Source organism: Nocardia crassostreae (assembly GCF_001613405.1).
GTDB lineage: Bacteria > Actinomycetota > Actinomycetes > Mycobacteriales > Mycobacteriaceae > Nocardia > Nocardia crassostreae.
In genome coordinates this window covers 20420-42770 of the sequence record NZ_BDCH01000044.1, presented here as the reverse complement: position 1 = coordinate 42770, position 22351 = coordinate 20420, and the positions used below count along the sequence as shown (strand labels likewise).

At 66.7% G+C, this 22351-nt stretch carries 21 protein-coding genes and 1 pseudogene; 10 read left to right on the top strand and 12 right to left on the bottom strand.

Features of this window, described 5'->3' with window-relative positions; all coding sequences use genetic code 11:
* Nucleotides 1-51 precede the first annotated feature (51 nt).
* From NC4_RS36955 to NC4_RS36920, 8 genes are all read right to left on the bottom strand, one after another.
* The gene (locus NC4_RS36955) at nucleotides 52-1467 is read right to left on the bottom strand and encodes an NAD(P)/FAD-dependent oxidoreductase (protein WP_067548662.1); all 1416 of its coding nucleotides are present in this window, start codon (nucleotides 1465-1467) and stop codon (nucleotides 52-54) included.
* 157 nt (nucleotides 1468-1624) lie between these two features.
* A complete protein-coding gene (locus NC4_RS36950) occupies nucleotides 1625-2440 on the bottom strand; it encodes an ABC transporter permease (protein ID WP_067548659.1) in 816 nt (271 codons plus the stop codon).
* 69 nt (nucleotides 2441-2509) lie between these two features.
* Nucleotides 2510-3403 (bottom strand): ABC transporter permease, encoded by an 894-nt coding sequence (locus tag NC4_RS36945; RefSeq protein ID WP_067548656.1) that lies wholly within the window; start codon nucleotides 3401-3403, stop codon nucleotides 2510-2512.
* Nucleotides 3403-4488 (bottom strand): ABC transporter ATP-binding protein, encoded by a 1086-nt coding sequence (locus NC4_RS36940; RefSeq protein WP_067548654.1) that lies wholly within the window; start codon nucleotides 4486-4488, stop codon nucleotides 3403-3405. Before NC4_RS36940 ends, NC4_RS36945 begins: the two co-directional genes overlap by 1 nt.
* Before the next feature lie 2 nt (nucleotides 4489-4490).
* Nucleotides 4491-5705: an ABC transporter substrate-binding protein gene (locus tag NC4_RS36935; protein ID WP_067548651.1), complete on the bottom strand. Its 1215-nt coding sequence runs from the start codon at nucleotides 5703-5705 to the stop codon at nucleotides 4491-4493.
* A gap of 260 nt (nucleotides 5706-5965) precedes the next feature.
* Nucleotides 5966-7453 (bottom strand): gamma-aminobutyraldehyde dehydrogenase, encoded by a 1488-nt coding sequence (locus NC4_RS36930; protein ID WP_067548648.1) that lies wholly within the window; start codon nucleotides 7451-7453, stop codon nucleotides 5966-5968.
* A gap of 133 nt (nucleotides 7454-7586) precedes the next feature.
* The gene (locus NC4_RS36925; protein WP_067548645.1) at nucleotides 7587-8951 is read right to left on the bottom strand and encodes an aspartate aminotransferase family protein; all 1365 of its coding nucleotides are present in this window, start codon (nucleotides 8949-8951) and stop codon (nucleotides 7587-7589) included.
* Nucleotides 8952-8964: 13 nt separating this feature from the next.
* Nucleotides 8965-10455 (bottom strand): CoA-acylating methylmalonate-semialdehyde dehydrogenase, encoded by a 1491-nt coding sequence (locus NC4_RS36920; protein ID WP_067548642.1) that lies wholly within the window; start codon nucleotides 10453-10455, stop codon nucleotides 8965-8967.
* Between the two features lie 240 nt (nucleotides 10456-10695).
* On the opposite strand from NC4_RS36920, the gene NC4_RS36915 reads away from it, so the two are divergent.
* Nucleotides 10696-12288 (top strand): PucR family transcriptional regulator, encoded by a 1593-nt coding sequence (locus NC4_RS36915; protein WP_157555452.1) that lies wholly within the window; start codon nucleotides 10696-10698, stop codon nucleotides 12286-12288.
* A 1-nt stretch (nucleotide 12289) separates the two neighbouring features.
* On the opposite strand, the gene NC4_RS36910 is transcribed toward NC4_RS36915, so the two are convergent.
* Entirely contained in the window at nucleotides 12290-13132 is an 843-nt protein-coding gene (locus NC4_RS36910) for an SCO6745 family protein (protein ID WP_067548639.1), read from the bottom strand.
* Between the two features lie 162 nt (nucleotides 13133-13294).
* Between NC4_RS36910 and NC4_RS36905 the strand changes: the two genes are divergently transcribed.
* The 6 genes and pseudogenes from NC4_RS36905 to NC4_RS36880 all read left to right on the top strand — a co-directional run bounded on the left by NC4_RS36905 (nucleotide 13295) and on the right by NC4_RS36880 (nucleotide 18748).
* Nucleotides 13295-14809, top strand: a complete 1515-nt coding sequence (locus NC4_RS36905) for an APC family permease (protein ID WP_067548636.1) — start codon at nucleotides 13295-13297, stop codon at nucleotides 14807-14809.
* Between the two features lie 15 nt (nucleotides 14810-14824).
* A pseudogene (locus NC4_RS36900) lies at nucleotides 14825-16224 on the top strand (purine-cytosine permease family protein).
* Between the two features lie 5 nt (nucleotides 16225-16229).
* A complete protein-coding gene (locus NC4_RS36895) occupies nucleotides 16230-16679 on the top strand; it encodes a nucleoside deaminase (protein ID WP_067548806.1) in 450 nt (149 codons plus the stop codon).
* Nucleotides 16676-17635: an isopenicillin N synthase family dioxygenase gene (locus NC4_RS36890; RefSeq protein WP_067548632.1), complete on the top strand. Its 960-nt coding sequence runs from the start codon at nucleotides 16676-16678 to the stop codon at nucleotides 17633-17635. The genes NC4_RS36895 and NC4_RS36890 overlap by 4 nt, the downstream gene beginning before the upstream one ends.
* Nucleotides 17636-17725: 90 nt before the next feature.
* Entirely contained in the window at nucleotides 17726-18031 is a 306-nt protein-coding gene (locus NC4_RS36885; protein ID WP_157555451.1) for an ArsR/SmtB family transcription factor, read from the top strand.
* Nucleotides 18032-18070: 39 nt separating this feature from the next.
* Entirely contained in the window at nucleotides 18071-18748 is a 678-nt protein-coding gene (locus tag NC4_RS36880) for an NADPH-dependent F420 reductase (protein WP_067548626.1), read from the top strand.
* A 133-nt stretch (nucleotides 18749-18881) separates the two neighbouring features.
* On the opposite strand, the gene NC4_RS40830 is transcribed toward NC4_RS36880, so the two are convergent.
* From NC4_RS40830 to NC4_RS36870, 3 genes are all read right to left on the bottom strand, one after another.
* A complete protein-coding gene (locus tag NC4_RS40830) occupies nucleotides 18882-19037 on the bottom strand; it encodes a hypothetical protein (protein ID WP_157555450.1) in 156 nt (51 codons plus the stop codon).
* A gap of 12 nt (nucleotides 19038-19049) precedes the next feature.
* On the bottom strand, nucleotides 19050-19241 hold the full coding sequence (locus tag NC4_RS39745; RefSeq protein WP_084530144.1) for a DUF4189 domain-containing protein: 192 nt from the start codon (nucleotides 19239-19241) through the stop codon (nucleotides 19050-19052).
* A 117-nt stretch (nucleotides 19242-19358) separates the two neighbouring features.
* Nucleotides 19359-19835: a nuclear transport factor 2 family protein gene (locus tag NC4_RS36870; protein WP_067548623.1), complete on the bottom strand. Its 477-nt coding sequence runs from the start codon at nucleotides 19833-19835 to the stop codon at nucleotides 19359-19361.
* A gap of 69 nt (nucleotides 19836-19904) precedes the next feature.
* Here NC4_RS36870 and NC4_RS36865 point away from each other — a divergent pair, with 69 nt between their 5' ends.
* The 3 genes from NC4_RS36865 to NC4_RS36855 all read left to right on the top strand — a co-directional run bounded on the left by NC4_RS36865 (nucleotide 19905) and on the right by NC4_RS36855 (nucleotide 22317).
* Nucleotides 19905-20672, top strand: coding sequence for a sporulation protein (locus tag NC4_RS36865; RefSeq protein ID WP_067548803.1), 768 nt, complete (start codon nucleotides 19905-19907; stop codon nucleotides 20670-20672).
* An 86-nt stretch (nucleotides 20673-20758) separates the two neighbouring features.
* Complete coding sequence (locus NC4_RS36860) at nucleotides 20759-21832, top strand: NAD(P)H-dependent amine dehydrogenase family protein (RefSeq protein ID WP_067548620.1); 1074 nt, start codon at nucleotides 20759-20761, stop codon at nucleotides 21830-21832.
* Nucleotides 21829-22317: a carboxymuconolactone decarboxylase family protein gene (locus NC4_RS36855; protein WP_067548617.1), complete on the top strand. Its 489-nt coding sequence runs from the start codon at nucleotides 21829-21831 to the stop codon at nucleotides 22315-22317. Before NC4_RS36860 ends, NC4_RS36855 begins: the two co-directional genes overlap by 4 nt.
* Nucleotides 22318-22351 lie beyond the last annotated feature (34 nt).

Genomic DNA, 22351 nt, shown 5'->3' with positions numbered 1-22351 from the left:
GCCCGGACGGCCCGGCCCCCGCGAAAGCGGCAGGGAGCCGGGCCGTCTCACTCAGCTGTCGAACCCCAATCCGGTGGCGTCCATGGCCTTCAGCCACAGATTGCGTCGCCCCTGGTGTGCATCGGCCCGCGCGAGCGACCATCGGGTGAGATTGATGCCGACCGAGCGGAACGGCTCCGGCGGCATGGGCAGCGGCCGGGAACGCACCATGCGCAGCCGGGTGCGCTCGGTATCGAGCCCGTACAGCTTGTCCAGCATGACCTCCGCGCCGAAGCGGGTCGCGCCGACGCCGAGCCCCGTATAGCCCGCGGCGTACACCAGTCTGCCCTTGTAGGCGGACCCGAAGAAGGCGCAGAACCGTCCGCAGGTGTCGATGATGCCGCCCCAGCGGTGGGTGAAGCGCAGACCGTCCAATTGCGGGAAGGTCTGGAAGAAGTGTTCGGAGAGTCTTTCGAAGGTTTCCTCGTTGTACTCCAGGTCGGGGGCGATTTTGCCGCCGAAGTGGTAGATCGCGTCGTAACCGCCGAACAGGATGCGATTGTCACTGGTCAGGCGGTAGTAGTGGAACTGGTAGGAGGCATCGCCCAATCCCATGCGGTGGCGGCCCCAGCCGATGGATTCCAGCTGCTCCTCGGTCAGCGGCTCGGTCATGAGCGCATAGTCGTAGACCGGCACCACATGCCGCGACACCATGGCGAGCGGCCCCTGGAAGGCGCTGGTGCACAGGGCGACTCGCGGCGCCCGCACTTCGCCGTGCGGCGTGTGCAGGGTCAGCCTGCCGTTCGACTTCGAAATGCGCTGCACCGGCGTGCCTTCGTAGATCCGCACGCCCAGCTCCAGGCAGGCGCGGCGCAGACCCCATGCGAGTCGGGCCGGGTCGAGCATGGCGACGCCGTCGCGGTCCCACCAGCCGCCGAGATAGGTCGGCGAGTGCACCAGATCCTGTACCTGCGCCGCACTGAGCAATTCACTGCGGTAACCGAGCGAGACCGCCGCATCATGGCTCTCCCGCAACCATTCGAGCTGATGCGGTTCGGTGGCGACCTCCAATTCGCCGGTGCGCTCGAAATCGCAGTCGATGCCGTAGCGGCGAATGGCGTCCTCGATGGCGTCGAGGTTCTCCTGTCCCAGGCGTTCGAGATCGTCGATCTCGTCGGGGAAGCGCTCCATGCCATTGCCGAGTCCGTGGGTGAGGCTGGCGGCGCAGAATCCGCCATTGCGCCCGGAGGCCGCATGCCCGCACATGGCGGATTCGACGAGCACCACATCGGTGCCCGGGTTTCTTTCCTTGGCGATCAATGCCGTCCAGAGCCCGCTGTAGCCGCCGCCGATGACGGCCAGATCGGCGTCGGTGGCGGTGGTGAGGGGTTCCGTGGGGGATGGCCGGTCCGGCCGGTCGGTCCAGTACGGCGTCGGCGCTGCCTCTGACAGTGCCGACGCCCACAGTTTGCTCGCTTTGGCCTGCATGGCCGATCAACTCCTTCTCTCTTGCCAGGCGGTCCGGCCGCCCGGCCCAACAACGGTGTGCGTTGGTCTATGGGGGTGTTTTCATCTCCCGGGTGCACGAAAGCCGCCGGTGATCACTCCCGGAACAGGGAGGATCGACCGGCGGCTTTCGGCGGGGTCAGCTGGTGGCGGCGCGATCGTCGGAGCGGCGGCGCATGCGCAGCTGCCCGGCGATGACGAAGACCAGCGAAATCAGGAAGGTGGCACTGGCGACCGCATTGACCTGCGGCGGAATACCGCGCAGATTGATGCCCCAGACGTACATGGGGAAGGTCTGTTCGGTGCCCGCGGTGAAGTTCGTGACCACGAAGTCGTCGAAGGACAGCGAGAACGCCAACAGGGCGCCTGCCAGGATGCCCGGCCAGACGAGGGGCAGCACCACGGATCGGAACGCCTGGAACGGCGTCGCGTAGAGATCCATGGCCGCCTTCTGCAGCCTCGGGTCGAGCCCGGCCAATCGCGCCTTCACGGTGACTACGACGAACGATAAGCAGAACATGACGTGTGCGATGAGAATAGCCCAAAACCCGAGCGGAATGCCCAATCCGATGAAGAGTGTCAACAGCGATGAGCCCATGACGATCTCGGGAGTGGCCATCGGCAGGAAGATGATCGCCTGCACCGTGGACCGCGCGCGGAACCGATAACGCGCCAGCGCGAACGCGATTCCGGTACCCAATACGGTCGCCGCCAGCGCCGCGAGCGTGGCGATGATCAAGCTCATGATCAATGCGTCACGCAATCCGGCCGGGCCGAACATATCGGTCCAGTTGTTCAGCGTGAAGTGGAAGTCGTCGAAATCGAGGACATAGGTGGTATTGCGGCTCTCGGGTTGATTGAACGACAGCAGCAGTACCACCGCGATCGGCGCGAGCAGATAGCCGAGGATCAGAAACCCGAGCAGCAGCACCGAATTCGCGCGCAGCCATTGCATGACCCGGCGGGTGCGGGGCGTTTGGGGTTTCAGGGGCGAAGCCCCTGAGAGTCCCGAGAGTTGGGCCATTCACACCACCTCATCGGTATCGGTCTTGCGCAGGTACAGCACGACCAGCACGAGAATCGAGATCATCAGCATGACCGACAGCGCCGAGCCCACCGGAATGTCCTTCACCACCAGCAATCGCGACTGAATGACATTGCCGATCATGGTGGTATTCGTATTGCCCAGCAGCTGCGCATTGACGTAATCACCCATGGCGGGCACGAAGGTCAGCAGCGTCCCCGCCACCACGCCCGGCATGGACAGCGGCAGCGTCACCCGCCAGAACGTCCGCACCGGTCCGTGCGCCAGATCGGCCGAGGCCTCCAGCAGCCGTGGATCCAGCTTCTCCAGACTCGCGTAGAGCGGCAGCACCATGAACGGCAGGAAGTTGTAGACCAGCCCCGCGATCACCGCGATGGGCGTCGCGAGCAGCCGCCCGTCGGCGTCGAGCAGATGGATCGCCTTGAGGAACCCCACCACTTCACCGGTATCGGCGAGAATCGCCTTCCAGGCGAAGGTCCGCACCAGGAAGCTGGTGAAGAACGGCGCGATGACCGCCAGCAGCATGAGGTTCTTCCACCGCCCGCCCTTCAACGCGATGGCGTAGGCGAGCGGATAGCCCAGCAGCAGGCACAGCACCGTGTAGATCAGCGAATACCCCAGTGACCGCAGGATCTGCGGGTGATAGGCGTCCCAGGCGAAGGCGAAGTTGTCGATCGAGAAGGTCTGCGCGTAACCGGATTCGATGGATCCGGTGCGGTCGTACATGCTGGCCGCCAGCAGCTGCACGGTCGGCACCGCGAAGAACACCAGCAGGAACAGCGTGCCGGGCGCGAGCAGCAGATACGGTGTGAGACCGCGTTTCACGCGCGGCGCGGCGACCTCGGCGGTGGCGGCGGGTAACAGGCCGGGCATCACGACCGTCCCAGGAGGAACGCGTGATCGGGATGCCAGTGCACCGACACCTGCGTGTTAGGCGCGATCATGCCCGCGGGACCGGCATTGGGCACCAGCGCGGTCAGCTCCTGACCCCACTCCGCCTGCACCAGATACTGGGTGGACACACCCAGGAAGATGGCATCGGTGACGGTGCCGGTGACACTGGTGTGCGCGGCGGGCACATCCTCGGGATCGGCTGCGATGTGCAGCTTTTCGGGCCGTACGCCGACCAGAGCCGCTCCGGTGGTGACCCGGCTGCGCTCGATCGGCACGGCGAGTCGCTGCCCGTGCGCGTCCACGGTCACGCAATCCCCGCTGCCGGTGACGGTGGCCTCGACGAGATTGGTCTGGCCCAGGAAGTTGGCCACGAACGCGGTCGCCGGATAGTCGTAGATCTCCTGTGGCGCACCGGATTGCTCCAGGCAGCCGCCGTTCATCACCGCGACGGTATCGGCCATGCTCATGGCTTCTTCCTGATCGTGGGTGATGTGCACGAAGGTGATGCCGACCTCGGTCTGCAAGCGTTTGAGCTCGAGCTGCATCTGCCGCCGCAGCTTGAGATCTAGTGCGCCCAAGGGCTCGTCGAGCAGCAGCACCTCGGGATGATTGACCAGCGCGCGGGCGAGCGCCACCCGCTGCTGCTGCCCGCCGGAGAGCTGGGCGGGCTTGCGCGACCCGAAACCCTCCAACTGCACCAGTTTCAGCATCTGCGCGGCCTGGGTGCGCGACTGCGCCTTGCCGATGCCCTTGCGCCGCAGCCCGTATCCCACATTGTCCTCGACGGTCATGTGCGGGAACAGCGCATAGTTCTGGAAGACGGTATTGATGGGCCGCTTGTACGGCTTCATGGGCGTGATGTCCTTGCCGCCCAGGGTGATCCGCCCCGTGGTCGGCTCCTCGAGCCCGGCAATCATGCGCAGCGTGGTCGTCTTCCCGCAGCCCGAGGCCCCGATAATGGCGAAGAACGACCCGTCGGGGATGGTCAGCTCGAGCTCGCACACCGCGGTGAAATCGCCGAAACTCTTCGTCACGCCCTCGATATGGAGGTGCTGATCGGTCACTATCACGCTCCCGTGACGGTCTGGAACTTGGACTGGTAGTCCTTGTCCTTCGCCTCGTCGAGCAGCATGAAGACCTTGAGCTTCTTCTGGGTCGCCGCGCTCGGGAAGATGAGCTCGTTCTTGGCCAGCTCCGGATCGAACTTCGCCATCTCCTCCTGCGCACCGGCGACCGGGCACACGTAGTTGACGAAGGCCGACAGCCGCGCCGCGACCGCCGGATCGTAGTAGTAGTCGAGGAGTTTCATGACGCTCTCGGCATGCGAGGACGTGATGGGAATGAGCGCCTCGTCGGAGTAGAGCATGGCGCCCTCGTCCGGGCTGATGAACTTGATCTTCTCGTCCTTGGCGGTCAGCTGGATGACATCGCCGGACCACGCCATACAGGCCGCGATATCGCCCTTGGCCAGATCCTGCACGTACTCGTTGCCGGTGAACTTGCGAATATGCCCGGACTGCACGGCCTTCTGGAGTTTGGCCAGCGCATTGTCGAAGTCGTCGTCGGTGAACTTGGCGGCGCTCTTGCCCAGCGAATGCAGCATCAGCCCCATGGTGTCGGGCATCTCGGTCAGGCAGACCACCTTGCCCTTGAGATCCGGCCGGGTGAGCAGTTCGTCGATGGTGCGCACCTCGCCGGTGACATTGGTGTTCACGCCGATGCCGACCAGCCCGGACTGCCACGGCACCATGCGATCGTTGTCCGGATCGATCTCGGTATTGCGCAGCATGGGCGCGAGATTCTTGCTGAAGTTCGGCATCTTGGAGCGGTCGTACTTCTGGGTGAAGCCCTGCCGCACCACCTTCACCGTGGTGGAGTCCGAGAGCACCATGATGTCGCGCTCGATGTTCTGGCGGGCCGCGAGCTGTGCGCTGACCTTGCCCCAGAACTCGTTGTTGTCGTTCACATCGGCGACGTAGTCGACCTTGATGCCGGTCTTGGCGGTGAATTCCGCCATGGTGGGATGGATCTCGGCATTGCCGGGATCCTCGTCGAGATAGCCGGGCCAGTTGGAGAAGTTGACGGTCTTCTCCAGTGCGGAGGTGTCGACGGGCGCGGTGCAGGCCCCCGCCCCGGTATTGGACGAACCCTTGGTGCCACAGGCGGCGAGCGTGCCCGCCGCCGCGAGTAGCGCGCCACCGCGGATCAGGCCGCGGCGGGTGGGTCGCGCGCCGAATAAGCCGCGCAGCGCGGGTGGCAGGGAGTCCGAGGACTTGTTCATGAGGGTGGCACCTTCACCAGACGGGATAACGGAGTTCGCAGCGGTGCTGCGGCGTCGAGAAGATATTCCCATAGTCTGGTTTCTGCGCAAGCGATTCCATTGAAAAATCCCTGTTACGCAACGAATTCAGTTGTCGAGTAGTCTTTGCGCTACACGCACGACCGTGAGGGCGGGTGCCGAGTGGAGAGTGATTCGGCGCCCCGCCCTCACGGCGGAGACGGGCGGAGGCAGTTCGCCCGTCGGGTCTGATATTCGGTTGTCTACTCGGCCCGGAAGATCACGTCGTGCCACGACTTGTGCGCGGCGGCGGTGATATCCGACATGACATGCTTGATATTGGTGTACTCGTCGAATGCGTAGGTGGACATGTCTTTTCCGAAACCGGAGGCCTTGTAGCCGCCGTGCGGCATTTCGCTGATGATTGGAATATGGTCGTTGATCCACACGCAGCCCGCTCGGATCTCGCGGCTCGCGCGCTGGGTGCGGTACACATTGGTGGACCAGGCCGAGGCCGCGAGGCCGTAGGCGGTGTCATTGGCGAGTTCCATTGCCTCGTCATCGGTATCGAAGGGAAGCACCACGAGCACCGGGCCGAAGACTTCCTGCTGCACGATTTCCGAATCCTGGGTCGCGCCGGTAATCAGGGTCGGCTCGTAGTACGCGCCGCCCGTATCGGTGTGTTCCGGAATTCGGCCGCCGCGAATGACTTTCGCACCGGCTTCGCGGGCGCGATCGACCATGCCGATCACTTTGTCGCGATGCTTCAGAGTAATCAGCGGACCCATATCGGTTTCCGGATCTTCGACCGGTCCGAGCGTCACCCGATCCATGAGATCGGCGACCCGCCAGACGAATTCGTCGAACAGCGGCCGCTGCACATAAGCGCGCGTGGCGGCGGTGCAATCCTGGCCCACATTGATCAATGCGCCCGCGACCGCGCCGCGGGCGGCGGCTTCGAGATCGGCATCGTCGAATACGACGAACGGCGCCTTACCGCCGAGTTCCAAATGCACCCGCTTGACCGAACCCGCGGCGGTCGCGGCGACCTGCCGCCCGACCACCGTCGACCCGGTGAACGACACCATGGCGATATCGGGATGCTCGACCAGCGCCTGCCCCGCGACCGGGCCGACGCCGGTGAGCACATTGACAACGCCCGCAGGGACACCGGCCGCCGTCGCCGCCTCGGCGAACAGCAGCGAGGTGAGCGGCGTCAGCTCGGAAGGCTTGAGCACAATGGTGTTTCCGGCCGCCACGGCGGGCAGGATCTTCCAGGCCGCCATCTGCAGCGGATAGTTCCACGGCGAGATGGAGCCGATCACGCCGAGCGGTTCGCGGCGAATGGCGGAGGTGTGGTCGCCGGAGTACTCGGCCGCGGCCTTGCCCTCCAGATTGCGCGCCGCGCCCGCGAAGAACGCGGTGTTGTCGATGGTGCCGGGCACATCGAATTCCCGGGCGAGCCGAATCGGCTTGCCCGCGTTGACGCTTTCGACGGCGGCCAGTTCCCCGGCGCGCTCGTGCAGTACCCGGGTCCAGGCGTGCATGATGTCCGAGCGCTCGCCCGGGGTCTTGCCCGCCCACTCCGGGAAGGCCGCCTTGGCCGCGGCCACGGCCGCGGCGACGTCCGCGGAGCTCGCGCCATGGCCGGTGGCGATGACCGCGCCGGTGGCGGGCGCGGTGATCGACAGCGGCTCACCCGATCCGGCCCGGCGCGCACCGCCGATGAATTGCAGTTCCTGCTGACTCACTGCGCTCCTTGATTCCTCTTGTGTACACCGAGCAGCCACCACACGTTCGCACCCTTTGCCCGTTTCCGCATCCGGTACGGGCAACTCCGCCGCTATCCCGCTGAGTGGGACGGCGGAGTGGGTGCGCTCGCATTCAGTCCACGAACGAGTCGGCGACGGTGAGCGCCTGGTCGAGAATGGCCAGACCCTCCTTGGCCTCCGCCTCGGAGATGGTGCACGGCGGGACGACGTGCACCCGGTTGAAGTTGACGAACAACAGCAGACCGGCGGCCTTGGCGGTGGCAATGGTCTCGGTCATGGCCTGGCTGGTGCCGCCGTACGGCGCGAGGGGTTCCCGGGTCGCGCGGTCGCGCACCAACTCCAGCGCCCAGAACACGCCGAGCCCGCGCACCTCGCCGATGCTGGGATGCCGCTCGGCCAGCTCGCGCAATGCCGGGCCGAGCACGCGCTCGCCCATGTCGGCGGCGTTCTCGACAATGCGCTCCTCGGTCATGGCATTGATGGTCGCCACCGCGGCGGCCGTCGCCAGGGGATGCCCGGAGTAGGTGAGCCCGCCCGGATAGGCGCGGTCGTCGAAGGTCGCCGCGATATGCGGTGCGATGGCGACGCCGCCGAGCGGCACATAACCGGAGTTCACGCCCTTGGCGAAGGTGATCAGATCCGGCACCACATCGAAATGCTGGATGGCGAACCACTTTCCGGTGCGCCCGAAGCCCGCCATCACCTCATCGGCAATGAGGACGATGCCGTAGCGGTCGCACAGTTCGCGCACCCCGGCCAGGTATCCCGGTGGGGGAATCATGATTCCGGCGGTGCCGGGCACGGACTCCAGAATGATGGCGGCAATGGTGCTCGGCCCCTCGAACGCGATGGTCTGCTCGAGATGCTGCAGCGCCCGCTGGGTCTCCTCGGCCTCGGTGGCCGCATGGAACTGCGAGCGATACAGGAACGGGCCGAAGAAATGCACGATGCCCGCATTGCCGTGATCATTGGGCCAGCGCCGGGGATCACCGGTGAGGTTGACCGCGGTCTCGGTGCCGCCGTGATACGAGCGGTACCGTGCGAGGACCTTGTACCGGCCGGTGTGCAGCCGCGCCATGCGTACCGCGTGCTCGACCGCGTCCGCGCCGCCATCGGTGAAGAAGATCCGGTTCAACTCGCCCGGCGTGCGTTCGGCAATGAGCCGCGCCGCCTCCGAGCGCGCGTCATTGGCGTGCTGCGGTGCGATGGTGCACAGCTTGCCCGCCTGCTCCTGGATGGCAGCCACCACCTTCGGATGCTGGTGTCCGATATTGGTGTTCACCAACTGCGAGGAGAAGTCCAGCAGCCGGTTGCCGTCGCCGTCCCACACATAGGAGCCCTGCGCGGCGCTCACCACCATGGGTTTCAGCGCGGCCTGCGCCGACCAGGAGTGGAAGATGTGCTTGCGATCCAGCTCGTAGGTGCGCGCCGCCTGCGCGCGCGCCACTTCCGGATCGAGTCCGTTCGGAAGAGTCATGGCCGGTTCCTTCTCAGTGGTTCTGCGGGAAGCCGAGATTCAGGCCGCCGTGGCTGGGATCGAGCCAGCGCGTGGTGACGGCCTTGGTGCGGGTGAAGAAGTGCACACCATCCGTGCCGTGCGCATGCGAATCGACGAACAGCGAGTTCTTCCAACCGCCGAAACTGTAGTAGGCCATGGGCACCGGAATGGGGACGTTGATGCCGACCATGCCGACCTCGACCTCGTTGTGGAAGCGCCGGGCCGCGCCGCCGTCATTGGTGAACAGGGCGGTGCCATTGCCGTAGGGGTTGCCGTTGATGAGGGCGAGGGCCTCGTCGTAGGACTCCACCCGCACGACCGACAGGACGGGGCCGAAGATCTCGTCGGTGTAGACGCTCATCTCGGTGGTGACATTGTCGAGAATGGTGGGGCCGAGCCAGAATCCGTCCTCGGCGCCGTCGGCCTGTACCTCGCGGCCGTCGAGAACGACGGTGGCCCCGGCGGATTCGCCCGCGGCGACATAGGCGGCCACCTTGTCGCGGTGCGCCTCGGTCACCAGCGGACCCATATCGGTGCCGCGGGTGCCGTCACCAGTCTTGATGGTCTTGGCGCGCTCGGCGATCCGGCTCACCATATCGTCGGCGATGGGTCCGACGGCCACCAGCGCGCTGATCGCCATGCAGCGTTCGCCCGCGGAGCCGAAGCCCGCGTTCACCGCGGCGTCGGCGGCCAGATCGAGATCTGCGTCGGGCAGCACCACCATGTGGTTCTTGGCGCCGCCGAGGGCCTGCACGCGCTTGCCGTGCTTGGTGCCGTTCTCGTAGACGTACTTGGCGATCGGGGTCGAGCCGACGAACGACACCGCCTTGATGCCAGGGTTTTCCAGCAGTTCGTCCACGGCGACCTTATCGCCCTGCACGACATTGAAGACGCCGTCGGGCAGTCCGGCCTCGGCCCACAGCTCCGCGATCCACAGCGAGGCCGAGGGGTCCTTCTCGCTCGGCTTGAGCACGACGGTATTGCCCGCGGCAATGGCGACCGGGAAGAACCACATGGGCACCATGGCCGGGAAGTTGAACGGCGAGATGATGGCGATCGGGCCCAGCGGCTGCCGCACGGAGAAGATGTCGACCTTGGTGGAGGCGTTCTCGGTGTAGCCGCCCTTGAGCAGATGCGGGATGCCGCAGGCGAATTCGACGATCTCCAGGCCGCGGCTCACCTCGCCGAGCGCATCGGCGAGCACCTTGCCGTGCTCGGAGGTGACAATGGCCGCCAGCTCCTCCTTGCGGGCACTGAGCAGCTCCCGGAACTTGAACAGCACCTGGGTGCGCTTGGCGAGCGAGGCATCGCGCCAGGCCGGGAATGCCGCGGCGGCCGCATCGACGACCGTGCGCACGTCGGCGACATTCGCCAGCGTGACATGTCCGGTCACCACGCCGGTGGCGGGATTGGTCACGGGCGCATTGGCCTCGCTGGTTCCGGCGAAGGGTTTGCCGTCGAGCCAGTGTGCGATGGTCTGCATATCTCCTCGATTCGATGGATGTGCGTCGGGCCGTGCATATGCGAGAGGACCCGCCCCGGTCACCGGCATGACTGGGACGGGCCTTGGAGGGAGGACGATCCGTGGATCCCGCCCCGGTGGCCGAGGGCGGAGGCCGAAGGGGTGGGACTACGGTGGCCCGGCTCTCACTCTGCACCATTACCCGCCGTTAGCACCCCGACGATCTGTACGTGATTCCGGATTTCGTATTACGATTCGTCGGTGCTCCTCTCCGTCGCTGATGTCCTGGCGATGCCGGTGGTGCGCGCCGGGCAGCCGGAAGTGGTCGGCGGCGGGTCCCTGGACCGGCCGGTGCGCTGGGTGCACGTCAGCGAATTACCGGATGTCGCGAAACTGCTGGTCGGCAGGGAATTGATCCTGACCACCGGCCAAGCCCTGGCCGATACCGACGCCGCCGGTGTCGAGTATCTGGAATCGCTTGCCCTGGCCGGTGTTTCGGGCCTGGTCATCGAGCTGGGCACCTATCTGCAGGAACTGCCGCTCCTCATCGGCGAGACCGCCGACCGCCTCGGGCTTCCGATCATCGCCCTGCACCGGATCGTCCGCTTCGTCGAGATCACCGAGGCCGTGCACCGGGTGATCGTGGCCGACCAGTACGCCGAACTCGAATTCGCCCGCACCGTCCACGAGACCTTCACCGCCCTGAGCGTGCGCCGCGCCTCCCTGGCCGAAATCGTGAAAACCGCGGCGGGCATGCTCGACGCCTCGGTGGTCCTCGAGGATCTCACCCACCGCGTGCTGGCCCTGACCGCCCGCCACACCGCCACCTCGACCCTGCTCGACCACTGGGAGTCCACCTCCCGCCTGCTGCCCGACCACGACGCCAATGTGGTCCCCGTCGGCCCGCACACCCAGCGCTGGGGCCGCCTCGTCCTGCGTTCCAGTCGCGTCCCCACCACCCGCGCCCGCATGGTCCTCGAACGCGCCGCCCAAACCCTGACCCTGCACCGCATGATCGAACGCGACCGCTTCGGCCTGCACCGTCAGGCCCAGACCGGCCTCATCGACGATATGATCACCGGCCGCCTCACCGACGAACGCGATGCCGTCGCCCTGGCCGCCACCCTCGGCCTGACCCGCCGCTCCCGCTACGTCCCCCTGGCCATAGACGTCTCCGCCGCAACCGAATCCGATCCGGTGGCCCACCAACGCCGCACCGCCGCCCTCCTCGACGCCGCCCTGCACGGCGTGGCCCTGGCCAAAGCCACCGCCCTGGCCGCCCCCGACCACGGCCACCGCGTCATCCTCATCCTGGCGCTACCCCGCACCGGCGACCTGGACGACCTACTCACCACGGTCTGCACCACCATGCTCGCCGAAATCCGCCGCGTCCCAGGCACCGACCGAGCCGTCATAGGCGCGGGTTCGGACTCCGACTCCCTCCTCGACACGGCCCGCGAACTCTCCCAAGCCGCCCACGTAGCCGAGGTGGCCCTCTCCCTCCCCACCTCCACCCCCCGCCCCTTCTACCGCTCCGGCGACGTCCGCCTCCGCGGCCTCCTCTCCCTCATCCGCGACGAACCAGGCGTCCAACGCTTCGCCGAAACTGAACTGAGCGCCCTCCTCCGCCACGACATCAGCCAAGCCACCGACCTGACCCGCACCCTCCGCCAATTCCTGGACCTGGCAGGCAACAAAACCGAACTGGCCAAACGCCTCAACATCTCCCGCCCCACCCTCTACGACCGCCTCTCCCGCATAGAACGAATCCTCGACGTAGACCTCGACAACGGCGAAACCCGCACCTCCCTCCACACCGCCCTCCTCATCCGCGATCTCGCCTCCCCGAGTTGAGTCAGGCCGGATCGGCGCCCATCGGATTGGGGTAGGGCACCGCGCCGCTCCGGGCGATGGTCTTGGCGGCGGGGGTCAGCAGGGTGATGAGTGATTCGATGTCCGGCACGGCGTGATAGGGCGTGGCGGCGAGGGCATCGGTGCGGGATTCGATGTGGGTGCGCAGAGCGCGGCCCTCGTCGGTGAGCTCGTCGCCGGTGATCAGTTTGCGAGCTTCCAGGCGGGAACGGGCTGCGGCCCAGTCGGATTCGGTGAAGCCGCGGTTTTCGAGCCAGAAGGAGGCGGGGCCGCCGGAGAAGGCCATGAACAGGACGTGGGCTTCGCAGCCGTCTATTTCTTCGGCGAGGAGGCAGGCTATGTGGCCGTCGCCGCGGTGTTCGCGGAGGGTGGTGACGGCTTGCCAGAAGGCTTGGGTGGGGTCGTCGAGGGTGGGGAGGTCGCGGTTGGCGGCGAAGAGGGGGCGGCCGGAGGCGGAGGTGGAGGTGATGGCTTGTTGGAGGTGGGGGAGGGATCGGGCGGCCAGGGCGGGGAGGTCGGGGATGAGGGAGTGCAGGACCGATGCGGCTGCGGTGCGGCGGGTTTCGAGGATGGCTTCGGGGGTGGCGAAGGACCAGGCGTCGGGGATGGCGCGGCGGATCATGGCGGGGTGGAAGTTGTAGAAGGTGGCTTCCACGACGCTGGGGCCGACCGGGCCCAAGGGGGCGGAGCGGGCGCCGAAGTAGCCCATCCAGTAGCCGCGCAGGCCGACGGCCTTGTTGGCGGCGCGGCATTCGGGGGCGAAATAGGTGACGGCGTGCAGGGGTTCGAGCACCCGCCACATGGCTCGGGCGAAGGCGTTGTCCATCGACGAACCGTAAAGTCGCGGAAGGTGAATCATCTAGCCTGTAAGATTTGTGACTTGAGTCACAGTATTGGTTTCCGCTGGTAACTCGGTTTCATATCCGCGCAACAAACTCGCCCGCACAATCCCTCACACGGTCATGCGACCGGGATGAGGAGCTACACAATGGAAGCGAGTACGCCACCCGTACTTTCGAGCGGAACCCAGCCGACGGGGGAGGTCTCACGACTCAAACCCAATGTCGTCGGCCTGCTCGGCGTGGTGTTCATGGCCGTGGCCACGGCCGCGCCGATCACGGCCATGACGGGCAATGTGCCGTTCATGATGTCGTCGGGCAGCGGAATCGGAACGCCCGCGGCCTTTCTCATCGCCATGGTGGTGCTGGCGATCTTCTCGGTCGGCTTCACCACCATGTCGAAGCACATCACCGCCACCGGAGCGTTCTACGGGTTCATCTCCTTCGGCCTGGGCCGCACCGCCGGTCTGGCCGCGGGCATGCTGGCGACCTTCGCGTACATGGTGTTCGAGCCGTCGCTGATCGGCATCTTCTCCTACTTCGCGCACACCACGGTGCTGGATCAGCTCGGCACCGACATTCCGTGGTGGGTCTTCGCGATCCTCATGCTGGCCATCAATGCCATCGGCACCTGGTTCGGCGTGGCGGTGGCCGAGCGACTGCTCATCGGCCTGCTCGTGACCGAGGTGACGGTGCTCGCCATCATGGCCGTCTCGGTGCTGGTGCACGGCGGCGGACCCGAGGGCATCTCGCTGGAGCCGATCAATCCCGTCAACGCCTTCAGCGGCGCGGCCTCGGCGCGCCTGGGCCTGTTCTTCGCCTTCTGGTCCTGGGTCGGTTTCGAATCGACCGCCATGTACGGCGAGGAATCCAAGGATCCCAAGCGAATCATCCCCAAGGCCACCATGATCGCCGTGCTCGGCGTGGGCGCGTTCTACGTGTTCGTGTCCTGGATGGCCATCTCCGGCAGCGGTAGGGACACGGCCCTCGACTACGCCGCCTCGGCCAATCCGATGAACGTCTTCTTCGCGCCCACCGAAACCTATGCCGGACACTGGGCCGTCACCACCATGCAGTGGCTCATGATCACCGGCTCACTGGCCTGCGGTATGGCCTTCCACAACTGCGCCTCCCGCTACCTCTACGCACTCGGCCGCGAGGGCGTGATCCCGGGGTTGAAGAACACCGTCGGCCGAACCCATCCCAAGCACGGCTCCCCGCATATCGCGGGCCTGGTGCAGACCGGTATCGCCGCGGTCCTGGTGCTCGCCTTCGCACTGGCGGGCAAGGATCCCTACACGGGCTTGTACACGCTGCTCGCCGTGCTCGGGACCATGGCCATCCTGGTGGTGCAGGCGGTGACCTCGTTCGCGGTCATGAACTACTTCCGCACCAACCATCCCGAGACCCGGGACTGGTTCAAGACCTTCCTGGCCCCGCTCATCGGCGGCGTCGCCATGCTCGGCGTGGTGCTGCTGCTGGTGGTCAATATGGATACCGCCGCAGGCGCCGAGGCCGGTTCGCTCATCCTGAAGGCGACACCGTATCTGGTGGCCCTCGTGGCCCTGGCCGGTATCGGATACGCCACCTACCTGAAGAAGACCGATCCGGCGCGCTACGCGCTGCTGGGCCGCACCGTGCTCGAAGAGACACACGAGAGATAAAGGGAGGGAACGACATTGGCACTGACCGACGAGCCCCAGGTCGCCTACGGCGATCGCGTCGCCGCCATCGAGCCCGGCGGTGACGACCACATACCCGAGGCAGCCCGGCACGGAACACCGCGAAAGCTGTTCTGGACGTGGATGTCTCCCAATATGGAGTTCGCCACCATCTTCATCGGCGTGCTCTCGGTGACCGCCTTCGGAATGAACTTCTGGCAGGCGAGCCTGGGTCTCGCGGTCGGTATCGGCCTAGGCGCGGCGGCGCATTATGTGCTCTCCGCGCGCGGGCCGCTGCACGGCGTCCCACAAATGGTGCTGGGACGTGTGGCCTTCGGCTATCGCGGCAATGCGCTGCCCGCCACCTTCATGTCCATCATGTGCGGTGTCGGCTGGTTCGCCACCAACAGCGTGAGCGGGGCGTTCGCGCTCAATACCCTGACCGGACTGCCGAAGGTCCCGGCGCTGCTGGTGATCGTGGTGGCGCAGACCGCCTTCGCGTTCTTCGGCCACAATCTGGTGCAGGCCTTCGAGCGAATCGCCTTCCCGCTCTTGGCCATTGTGTTCGCCCTGGTCACCGTATCCGTCTTCGCCGAGGCCGACCTCGGCGCGCCCGCGCCCGCCGGGGGAGTGGGCGGCATCGGCGGCTTCCTGCTGACCGTCGGCACCGCCTTCGGCTATGCGGCGGGCTGGAATCCCTACGCCGCCGACTACTCCCGCTACCTGCCGTCCACGGTGTCCAGGACCGCGACCGGCCTGTACGCCGCGGCCGGACTGTTCATCTCCTGCCTGTGGCTCAGCATGCTCGGCGCGGCCTCGGCGACCATTGCGAGCACCGTGACCGGCAGCCCCACCGATGTGTTCACCGGCAACCTGCCGAATCTGCTGGCGGATCTGGCCCTGTTGGCCATCGCCGTCGGCGCCGTGGCGGCCAATGCGCTCAATGTGTATTCCGGCGCAATGGCTTTCGTGACCATGGGCGTCAAACTCCCGGTGCACACCCAGCGCGCACTGGTGTGCGTCGTCTTCGGCGGCGTCGGATTCCTGGTGGCCTGGTGGCCTGGTGGGCGCTGGCCGATGCCGCCGCCAGCTACGAGGCCTTCCTGCTCATTGTCGCCTACTGGATCGGACCGTGGCTGGGCGTGGTGCTGACCGACCAGTTCCTGCGCCGCGGCCGCGATATCGACCACCTGCTGTACGACAAGACCTACGCCAATTGGAGCGGCGTCGCGGCCTTCGTCATCGGTCTGGGCGTGTCGGTGCTGCTGTTCTCCAATCAGCACAAGTTCGTCGGCGTGATCCCCAGGCAGCTACCGGAACTCGGCGATATCACGTTCTTCGTCGGCTTCGTCCTGTCGGCCGCGATCTACTGGGCCGTCAACCGTTCCCGGATATCCCGGCAGGCGGTGGCAGCATGATCGGCATGATCAAGGCATCGGAACTGCTGGCGACCGCGTACGAGGAAGCGCTGATCGGCCTGGGCGAGGGCGGCATCCCCATTGGCGCCGCCCTGTTCGACAGCGACGGAACCCTGCTCGGCCGCGGCCACAATCGCCGCGTCCAGCAGGGCGATCCCAGCCTGCACGCCGAGACCGACGCCTTCCGCAATGCGGGCCGCCGCCGCGACTATCGCGACACCATCATGGTGACCACCCTGTCGCCCTGCTGGTACTGCAGCGGCCTGGTCCGGCAATTCGGCATCGGCGCGGTCATCGTCGGCGAAGCGCGGACCTTCAGCGGCGGCCACGATTGGCTTGCCGCACACGGGGTTTCCATCACGGTCCTCGACGACGCCGCCTGCATCGACATGATGACCCGCTTCATCGCCGAACGCCCGGACCTGTGGCACGAGGACATAGGAGTCGCCGAGTGACCGCCATCGCGACCGTCGACCTGAACCGCTGGCGCGCCGGTGGCGAGCAGGCCGCCGCCGTCCTGCGCGAGGTGGACGCGGGCATGCAGCGCGCGGGCTTCCTGCTGGTGCGCGGACACGGTGTCCCCCAAGGGCTTCCGGCCGCCCTGCGCGCCGCCGCCCGCCGCTTCTTCGCCCTCCCCGAAGACGTGAAACAACGCTATGCCGTCTCGGTCGGCGGCCGCGGCTGGATCGGCCCCGGCCTTGAGGCCAACGGCTACGCCGAAGGCACCGAAACCCCGCCCGACCTCAAGGAAACCTTCGCCGTCGGCGCCGACACCCGCACCGGCGACCCGGCCGTCGACGACGTCTGGTTCCTGAAGAACACATGGCCGCAAGAGATCTCCGAACTCCGCGACCTCTTCACCACCTACACCGACGCCATGCGCACCCTCTCCGACGAACTGCTGGCCCTGTTCGCGGCCGCACTGGAGTTGCCGCACAACCCGTTCGAAGGCTTCACCACCCGCCCCACCTGGACCTGCAATATCAACTGGCATCCACCGCTGACCCACGTCGGCCCGCCCGAACCCGGCCAATTCCGCATCGGCCCGCACACCGACTTCGGCACCGTCACCGTCCCGGACCGCGAACCCGGCGCGGGCGGCCTGCAGGTCTTCACCGAGGACGGCGGCTGGGAAGACGCCCCCTACGACCCCGTGGCCCTCACCATGAACATCGGTGACCTCCTCGCCCATTGGAGCGGTCAACGCTGGCCCGCGGGCCGCCACCGCGTCCTCCCGCCCCAGGACTCGGCCCCCGACGAAGACCTGGTCTCCCTCATCTACTTCTACGAACTCGATCACGACGCCCGCGTCACACCCCTGCCCCCGCCCATCGGCCGCATCGGCGGCCTGCTCCCGGTCGTCTCCGCCGAATTCCTCCGCACCCGCCTCGACGCCATCACCCTCGGTTGAGACCACCCGGCGAGTTCTCGCGGCCGTCGGTGGTCGGCGGCCGCGGGAACGATCCTCACGCCTGTGAATGCTCGGCGGCGGGGAGATCGGTTGCGGCACTGTCGAATCGGCCAGCGCGCAGTGCACGCCCTGTCCGACCGGGTCCGCCTCCGTCTGCTCGCCGCCCTGGCCGACGATCGGGAACACACCTGCACCGCGGCCGCCGAGGACATCGACGTGCACAAATCGACCATGTCCCACCACTATCGAGTGCTGCGCGAATCCGGCGTCATCACCGTGCGACAGGACGGGCGCATTCGCTACGTCCGGCTCCGCCGCGCCGATCTCGACGCGCGTTTTCCCGGCATTCTGGACGCCGCCCTCGCCGCGGGCGCGGCCGAGATCGCGGCCGGATAGCCGGGAACATCCCCGGCGCACCTCGTGTTGGGAGCGGGCATGACTACATTGGGATTGATCGGCAGCGGCAATATCGGCGGGACCCTGGCCAGCCTGGCCGTCGCTGCCGGAATCGACGTTGTGCTCAGCAATTCCCGTGGCCCCGAGACCCTGGCCGAACTGGCCGCCGAACTCGGCCCCAAGGCTCGCGCCGCCACCCCGGCGGAAGCCGCCGCCGCAGGCGATATCGTCGTGGTCACCGTCCCGCTGCGCGCCTATCGGCAGGTCCCCGTCGATGAATTGGTCGGCAAGGTCGTCATCGACACCAACAACTATTACCCCGATCGCGACGGCGAGTTCCCGGATCTGGAGGCCGGTACCGCCACCAGCAGTGAACTGCTCCAGCGGCATCTGCCGCGTTCGCGAGTCGTGAAGGCGTTCAACAATATCTACTTCACCCACCTGGCCGTGCTGGCCCGCCCCGCCGGGGGCGCCGACCGCACCGTTCTGCCCATTGCCGGAGACGACGCCGAGGCGAAAACTGCTGCGGCCCAACTGATCGAGGCTCTCGGCTACGACACCGTCGATATCGGATCGCTGGCCGAGTCCTGGCGCACGCAACCGGACACCCCCGTCTACGCCGAGCTGTACGCCGCGAAAGCGCCGTTCTGGGAGCACCCCGCCGCCGCGGCGGATGCCGCGAAGATCCGCAAGCTGGTCGAGGCCGCCGAGCGTTGATACGGGAAATCCGAGCGCTGACACAGGAAATCCGGCTCGGAAACCGAGCCGGACAACCCGAACTACTGTGCCCCCGGGGCCAACATCGCTACGAAGTGCATCGTGCGATGCCCGGTGAACCTCCCCCGAAGGTTCAGTCGTTGCAGATGGCTTCCTTCACGATGTAGGAGTCGTGGTACCACTTGGCGTCGGATTCGGCCGCGTACGGGGAGGCGCCGTAGCCGCCGGTGTACTTGTCCATGAACTCCGAGTACGCCACCGCGCCGCAGTCGGTGAAGGTGGTGACCACCGAACAGCTGCCTTAGCCGCACTTTTCGAGGGCGGCGTCATTGGCGGCGCTCTCGGTGAGGTAGTTCCAGGACCAGCCGAGATCGCCGTTACCGGAGACGGCGATGGCCCCCCAGTAGCCGGAGGCCTGCGCGGGGGCGGCGGGCAGCACCGTGGCGAGGGTAGCGAAGGCCACGCCGGTCATGCCAATGAGGATCTTGCGCATCGATTTTCCTAGCGTTGTGTCGTAATGAACCGCGGCGGCCGAACATCACTGCGCGGCCGTGCAACTCACTATCGCCAGGGCCACCGACAAGTGTTTACACGTCGATGAACGCACAGTTCACGGGGTGGGAGCCCAGCGATTGGCGGTGAGCGCGAACCCGGGCAGCGCCTCGGTGGACATCTTGGATTCGTAGATCCGCTCGTAGCCGGTGCGCGCGATGCGCCACACGCCGTCCTCGCACCGGTATTCGTCGCGGTAGTAGGCGGCCCCGCGAATCATGATGTGGAAGTCGGGGACGATGATCGTGTCCTCCAGACACCAACTGCCGGTGGCGGTCTCGCCGTCGACGTGGATCTCCGGATGAGTGGCCACGTGGACGCTGATGATATTGCCGCCCAGCCCGGTGCGCATGTACTCGACGACCTCGTCGCGCCCGGTGAAGTCCAGCGGCCTGCCGCCCGAGGGCGAACCGTAGGAGGCGACGATATCCGCGCACAGCGTGTCGCCGAACTCGTCCCACAGCTTCAGGTCCAGTGATCGCAGGTAGCGGTATTTCAGGGCGCGAATCCGCTCCAGCGCCTCGGTGCTGCTCATTCGAGAATTCGACCACGGGTTACCGGATCCGGGAAGCGTTCTCGTCATTCAGCGGACACACTGGTGGGCATGTTCAAGAAGTTGCTGGCGTCCGTCGGGGTGGGCGGCGCCGAGGTCGAGACGGAACTCCACACCCCAGGAGTGCAGCCCGGCGGTACGGTGCAGGGCGTCATCCGGTTGCGCGGCGGCAAGGTCGCGCAGGACATCAACCGTGTCGCACTGGAATTCGTCACCCGGGTCGAGTTCGAGCACAGCGACGAGGAGTCGGAGAGCAATCGCGGTTTCGGCCGCACCGATGTGCACTGGGCCTCCACCTTGGGCCCGAACGAGCCCTTCGAGATCCCGTTCTCGCTCTACACGCCGCTGGAAACCCCGATCACCTTCTACAACGGCCGCCATCTGCACGGCGCGACGGTCTCGGTGCGCACCATCGTCGAGATCGCGGGCGCGGTCGACGCGGGCGACAGCGATCCGCTCGGCATCGGCGCGCTGCCCGCCCAGCACGTCATCCTCGAGGCCATCGAACGCCTCGGCCTGCCGCTGCGCTCGGCCGATGTGGAATGGGGCGGGCTGCGCGGCATCCGCCAGGAGATGCCGTTCTACCAGGAGATCGAATTCGGTCCCTCGCACCGGTATCCGCGGCTGAACCAGCTCGAGGTCACCTTCGTCGCGCGCCCCGAGGGCATGGACGTGATCCTCGAGGCCGATAAGAAGGGCGGCTGGATCAGCGAGGGCAGCGATGTCTACGACGTGCTGTTCGTGGACTACAACGCGCTCGGCAATGTCGACTGGGCCGCCGTGCTGGACCAGCGCCTCTCGGCCATGTCCTCGCGCTGAACCCCCGCTCCCGGGGCGCCGGAGAAAACTGAAACGTGTTCACGAAATCGCCCCGGGAGCCACCAAGCAATTGCTACCCTCCGGCCATGATCTCCACCGTGGTCTGGGGCACCGGCAATGTCGGCCGGGCCGCCATTCGCGCAGTCGCCGGACATCCCGAGCTCGAACTGTCCGGCGTGCTCGTGCACAACCCCGCCAAGGTCGGCCGCGATGCGGGCGAATTGGCCGGGCTGGACACGGAACTGGGGGTGGCGGCGACCGACGATATCGCCGCCGTCCTCGCCGCCGGACCGCGCGCGGTGGTCTACGCCGCCTCCGGTGACATCCGCCCCGACGACGCCCTCGCCGATATCCTGCGCGCCCTTCGCGCCGGAGCCGTGGTGGTCACGCCCGCGCTCTATCCGCTCTACGACCATCGCAGCGCGCCGAGCGAACTGCGCGAGCGGGTCCTGGAAGCCATTGCCGAGGGCGGTGGTTCGCTGTTCGTCTCCGGCGTCGACCCGGGCTGGGGCAATGATGTGCTCCCGCTGCTCATGAGCGGTCTCGGCAGCCGCGTGGATGTGATCCGCTGCCAGGAGATCTTCGACTACACCACCTACGACCAGCCCGATTCGGTGCGCTACCTGGTCGGCATGGGCCAGCCCTTGGACTATCAGCCGCCCATGATCATGCCCACCGTGCCGACCATGGTGTGGGGCGGGCAGATTCGGCTGCTGGCGCGCGGTCTCGGCGTCGATCTCGACGACATCCAGGAAGTCGTGGAACGCCGCCCGCTCGAGCAGACCGTGGACACCGAGCGCATGGGCAAATTCGAGGCGGGCACCCAGGGCGCGATCCGGTTCGAGGTGCAGGGCATCGTCGAGGGCCGCCCGCGCATCGTCATCGAACACGTCACCCGCATCCACGCCTCCTGCGCCCCCGACTGGCCCCTGCCACCCAGCGGCGCGGGCGCGCACCGCGTGATCATCGAGGGCCGCCCGCACCTCGAGCTCACCATCCAGGCCACCGATGAGGACGGCAATCACTCCGCGGGCGGAAACGCCACCGCCGTAGCCAGATTGGTGCACGCCATCTCCTGGCTGACCGCCGCCGAACCGGGCCTCTACGACGCCCTCGACATCCCCCTGCGTCCCGGAACTCTCGACAGGAGCACCCCATGATCATCGACATCCCCGAGGGCAAGGACCCCATCGGCTACGTCTGGGGTGAAATGGTCCCCGGCATCGGCGTGGCCGCCGCCAACTTCTCCCTCGCCGTCTACTCCCACACCACCTTGGGCCTGCGCGAATTCGAAGCGGCGCGGCTGCGCATCGCCCAGATCAACGGTTGCCTGTTCTGCCTGGACTGGCGCACCGACCGCAATGGCGAGAAGGTCGAGGAATCCTTCGCCGACGATGTCACCGAATGGCGCACGACCGAAGCCTTCGACGACCGCACCCGCCTGGCCGCCGAACACGCCGAACGCTACGCCCTCGATCACCACAATCTCGACGACGAGTTCTTCGAGCGCATGCTGAAGCACTACAGCCAGGCCGAACTCGTCGAACTGTCCATGTGCCTCGGCTCCTGGCTGGCCTTCGGCCGCCTCAACCACGTTCTCGGCCTCGACGCCGTCTGCGTGCTGCCCAGCCACTCCGCCCAGTAACCGCGGGCCCCACGGCATCTCGGCGTCCCCTCGA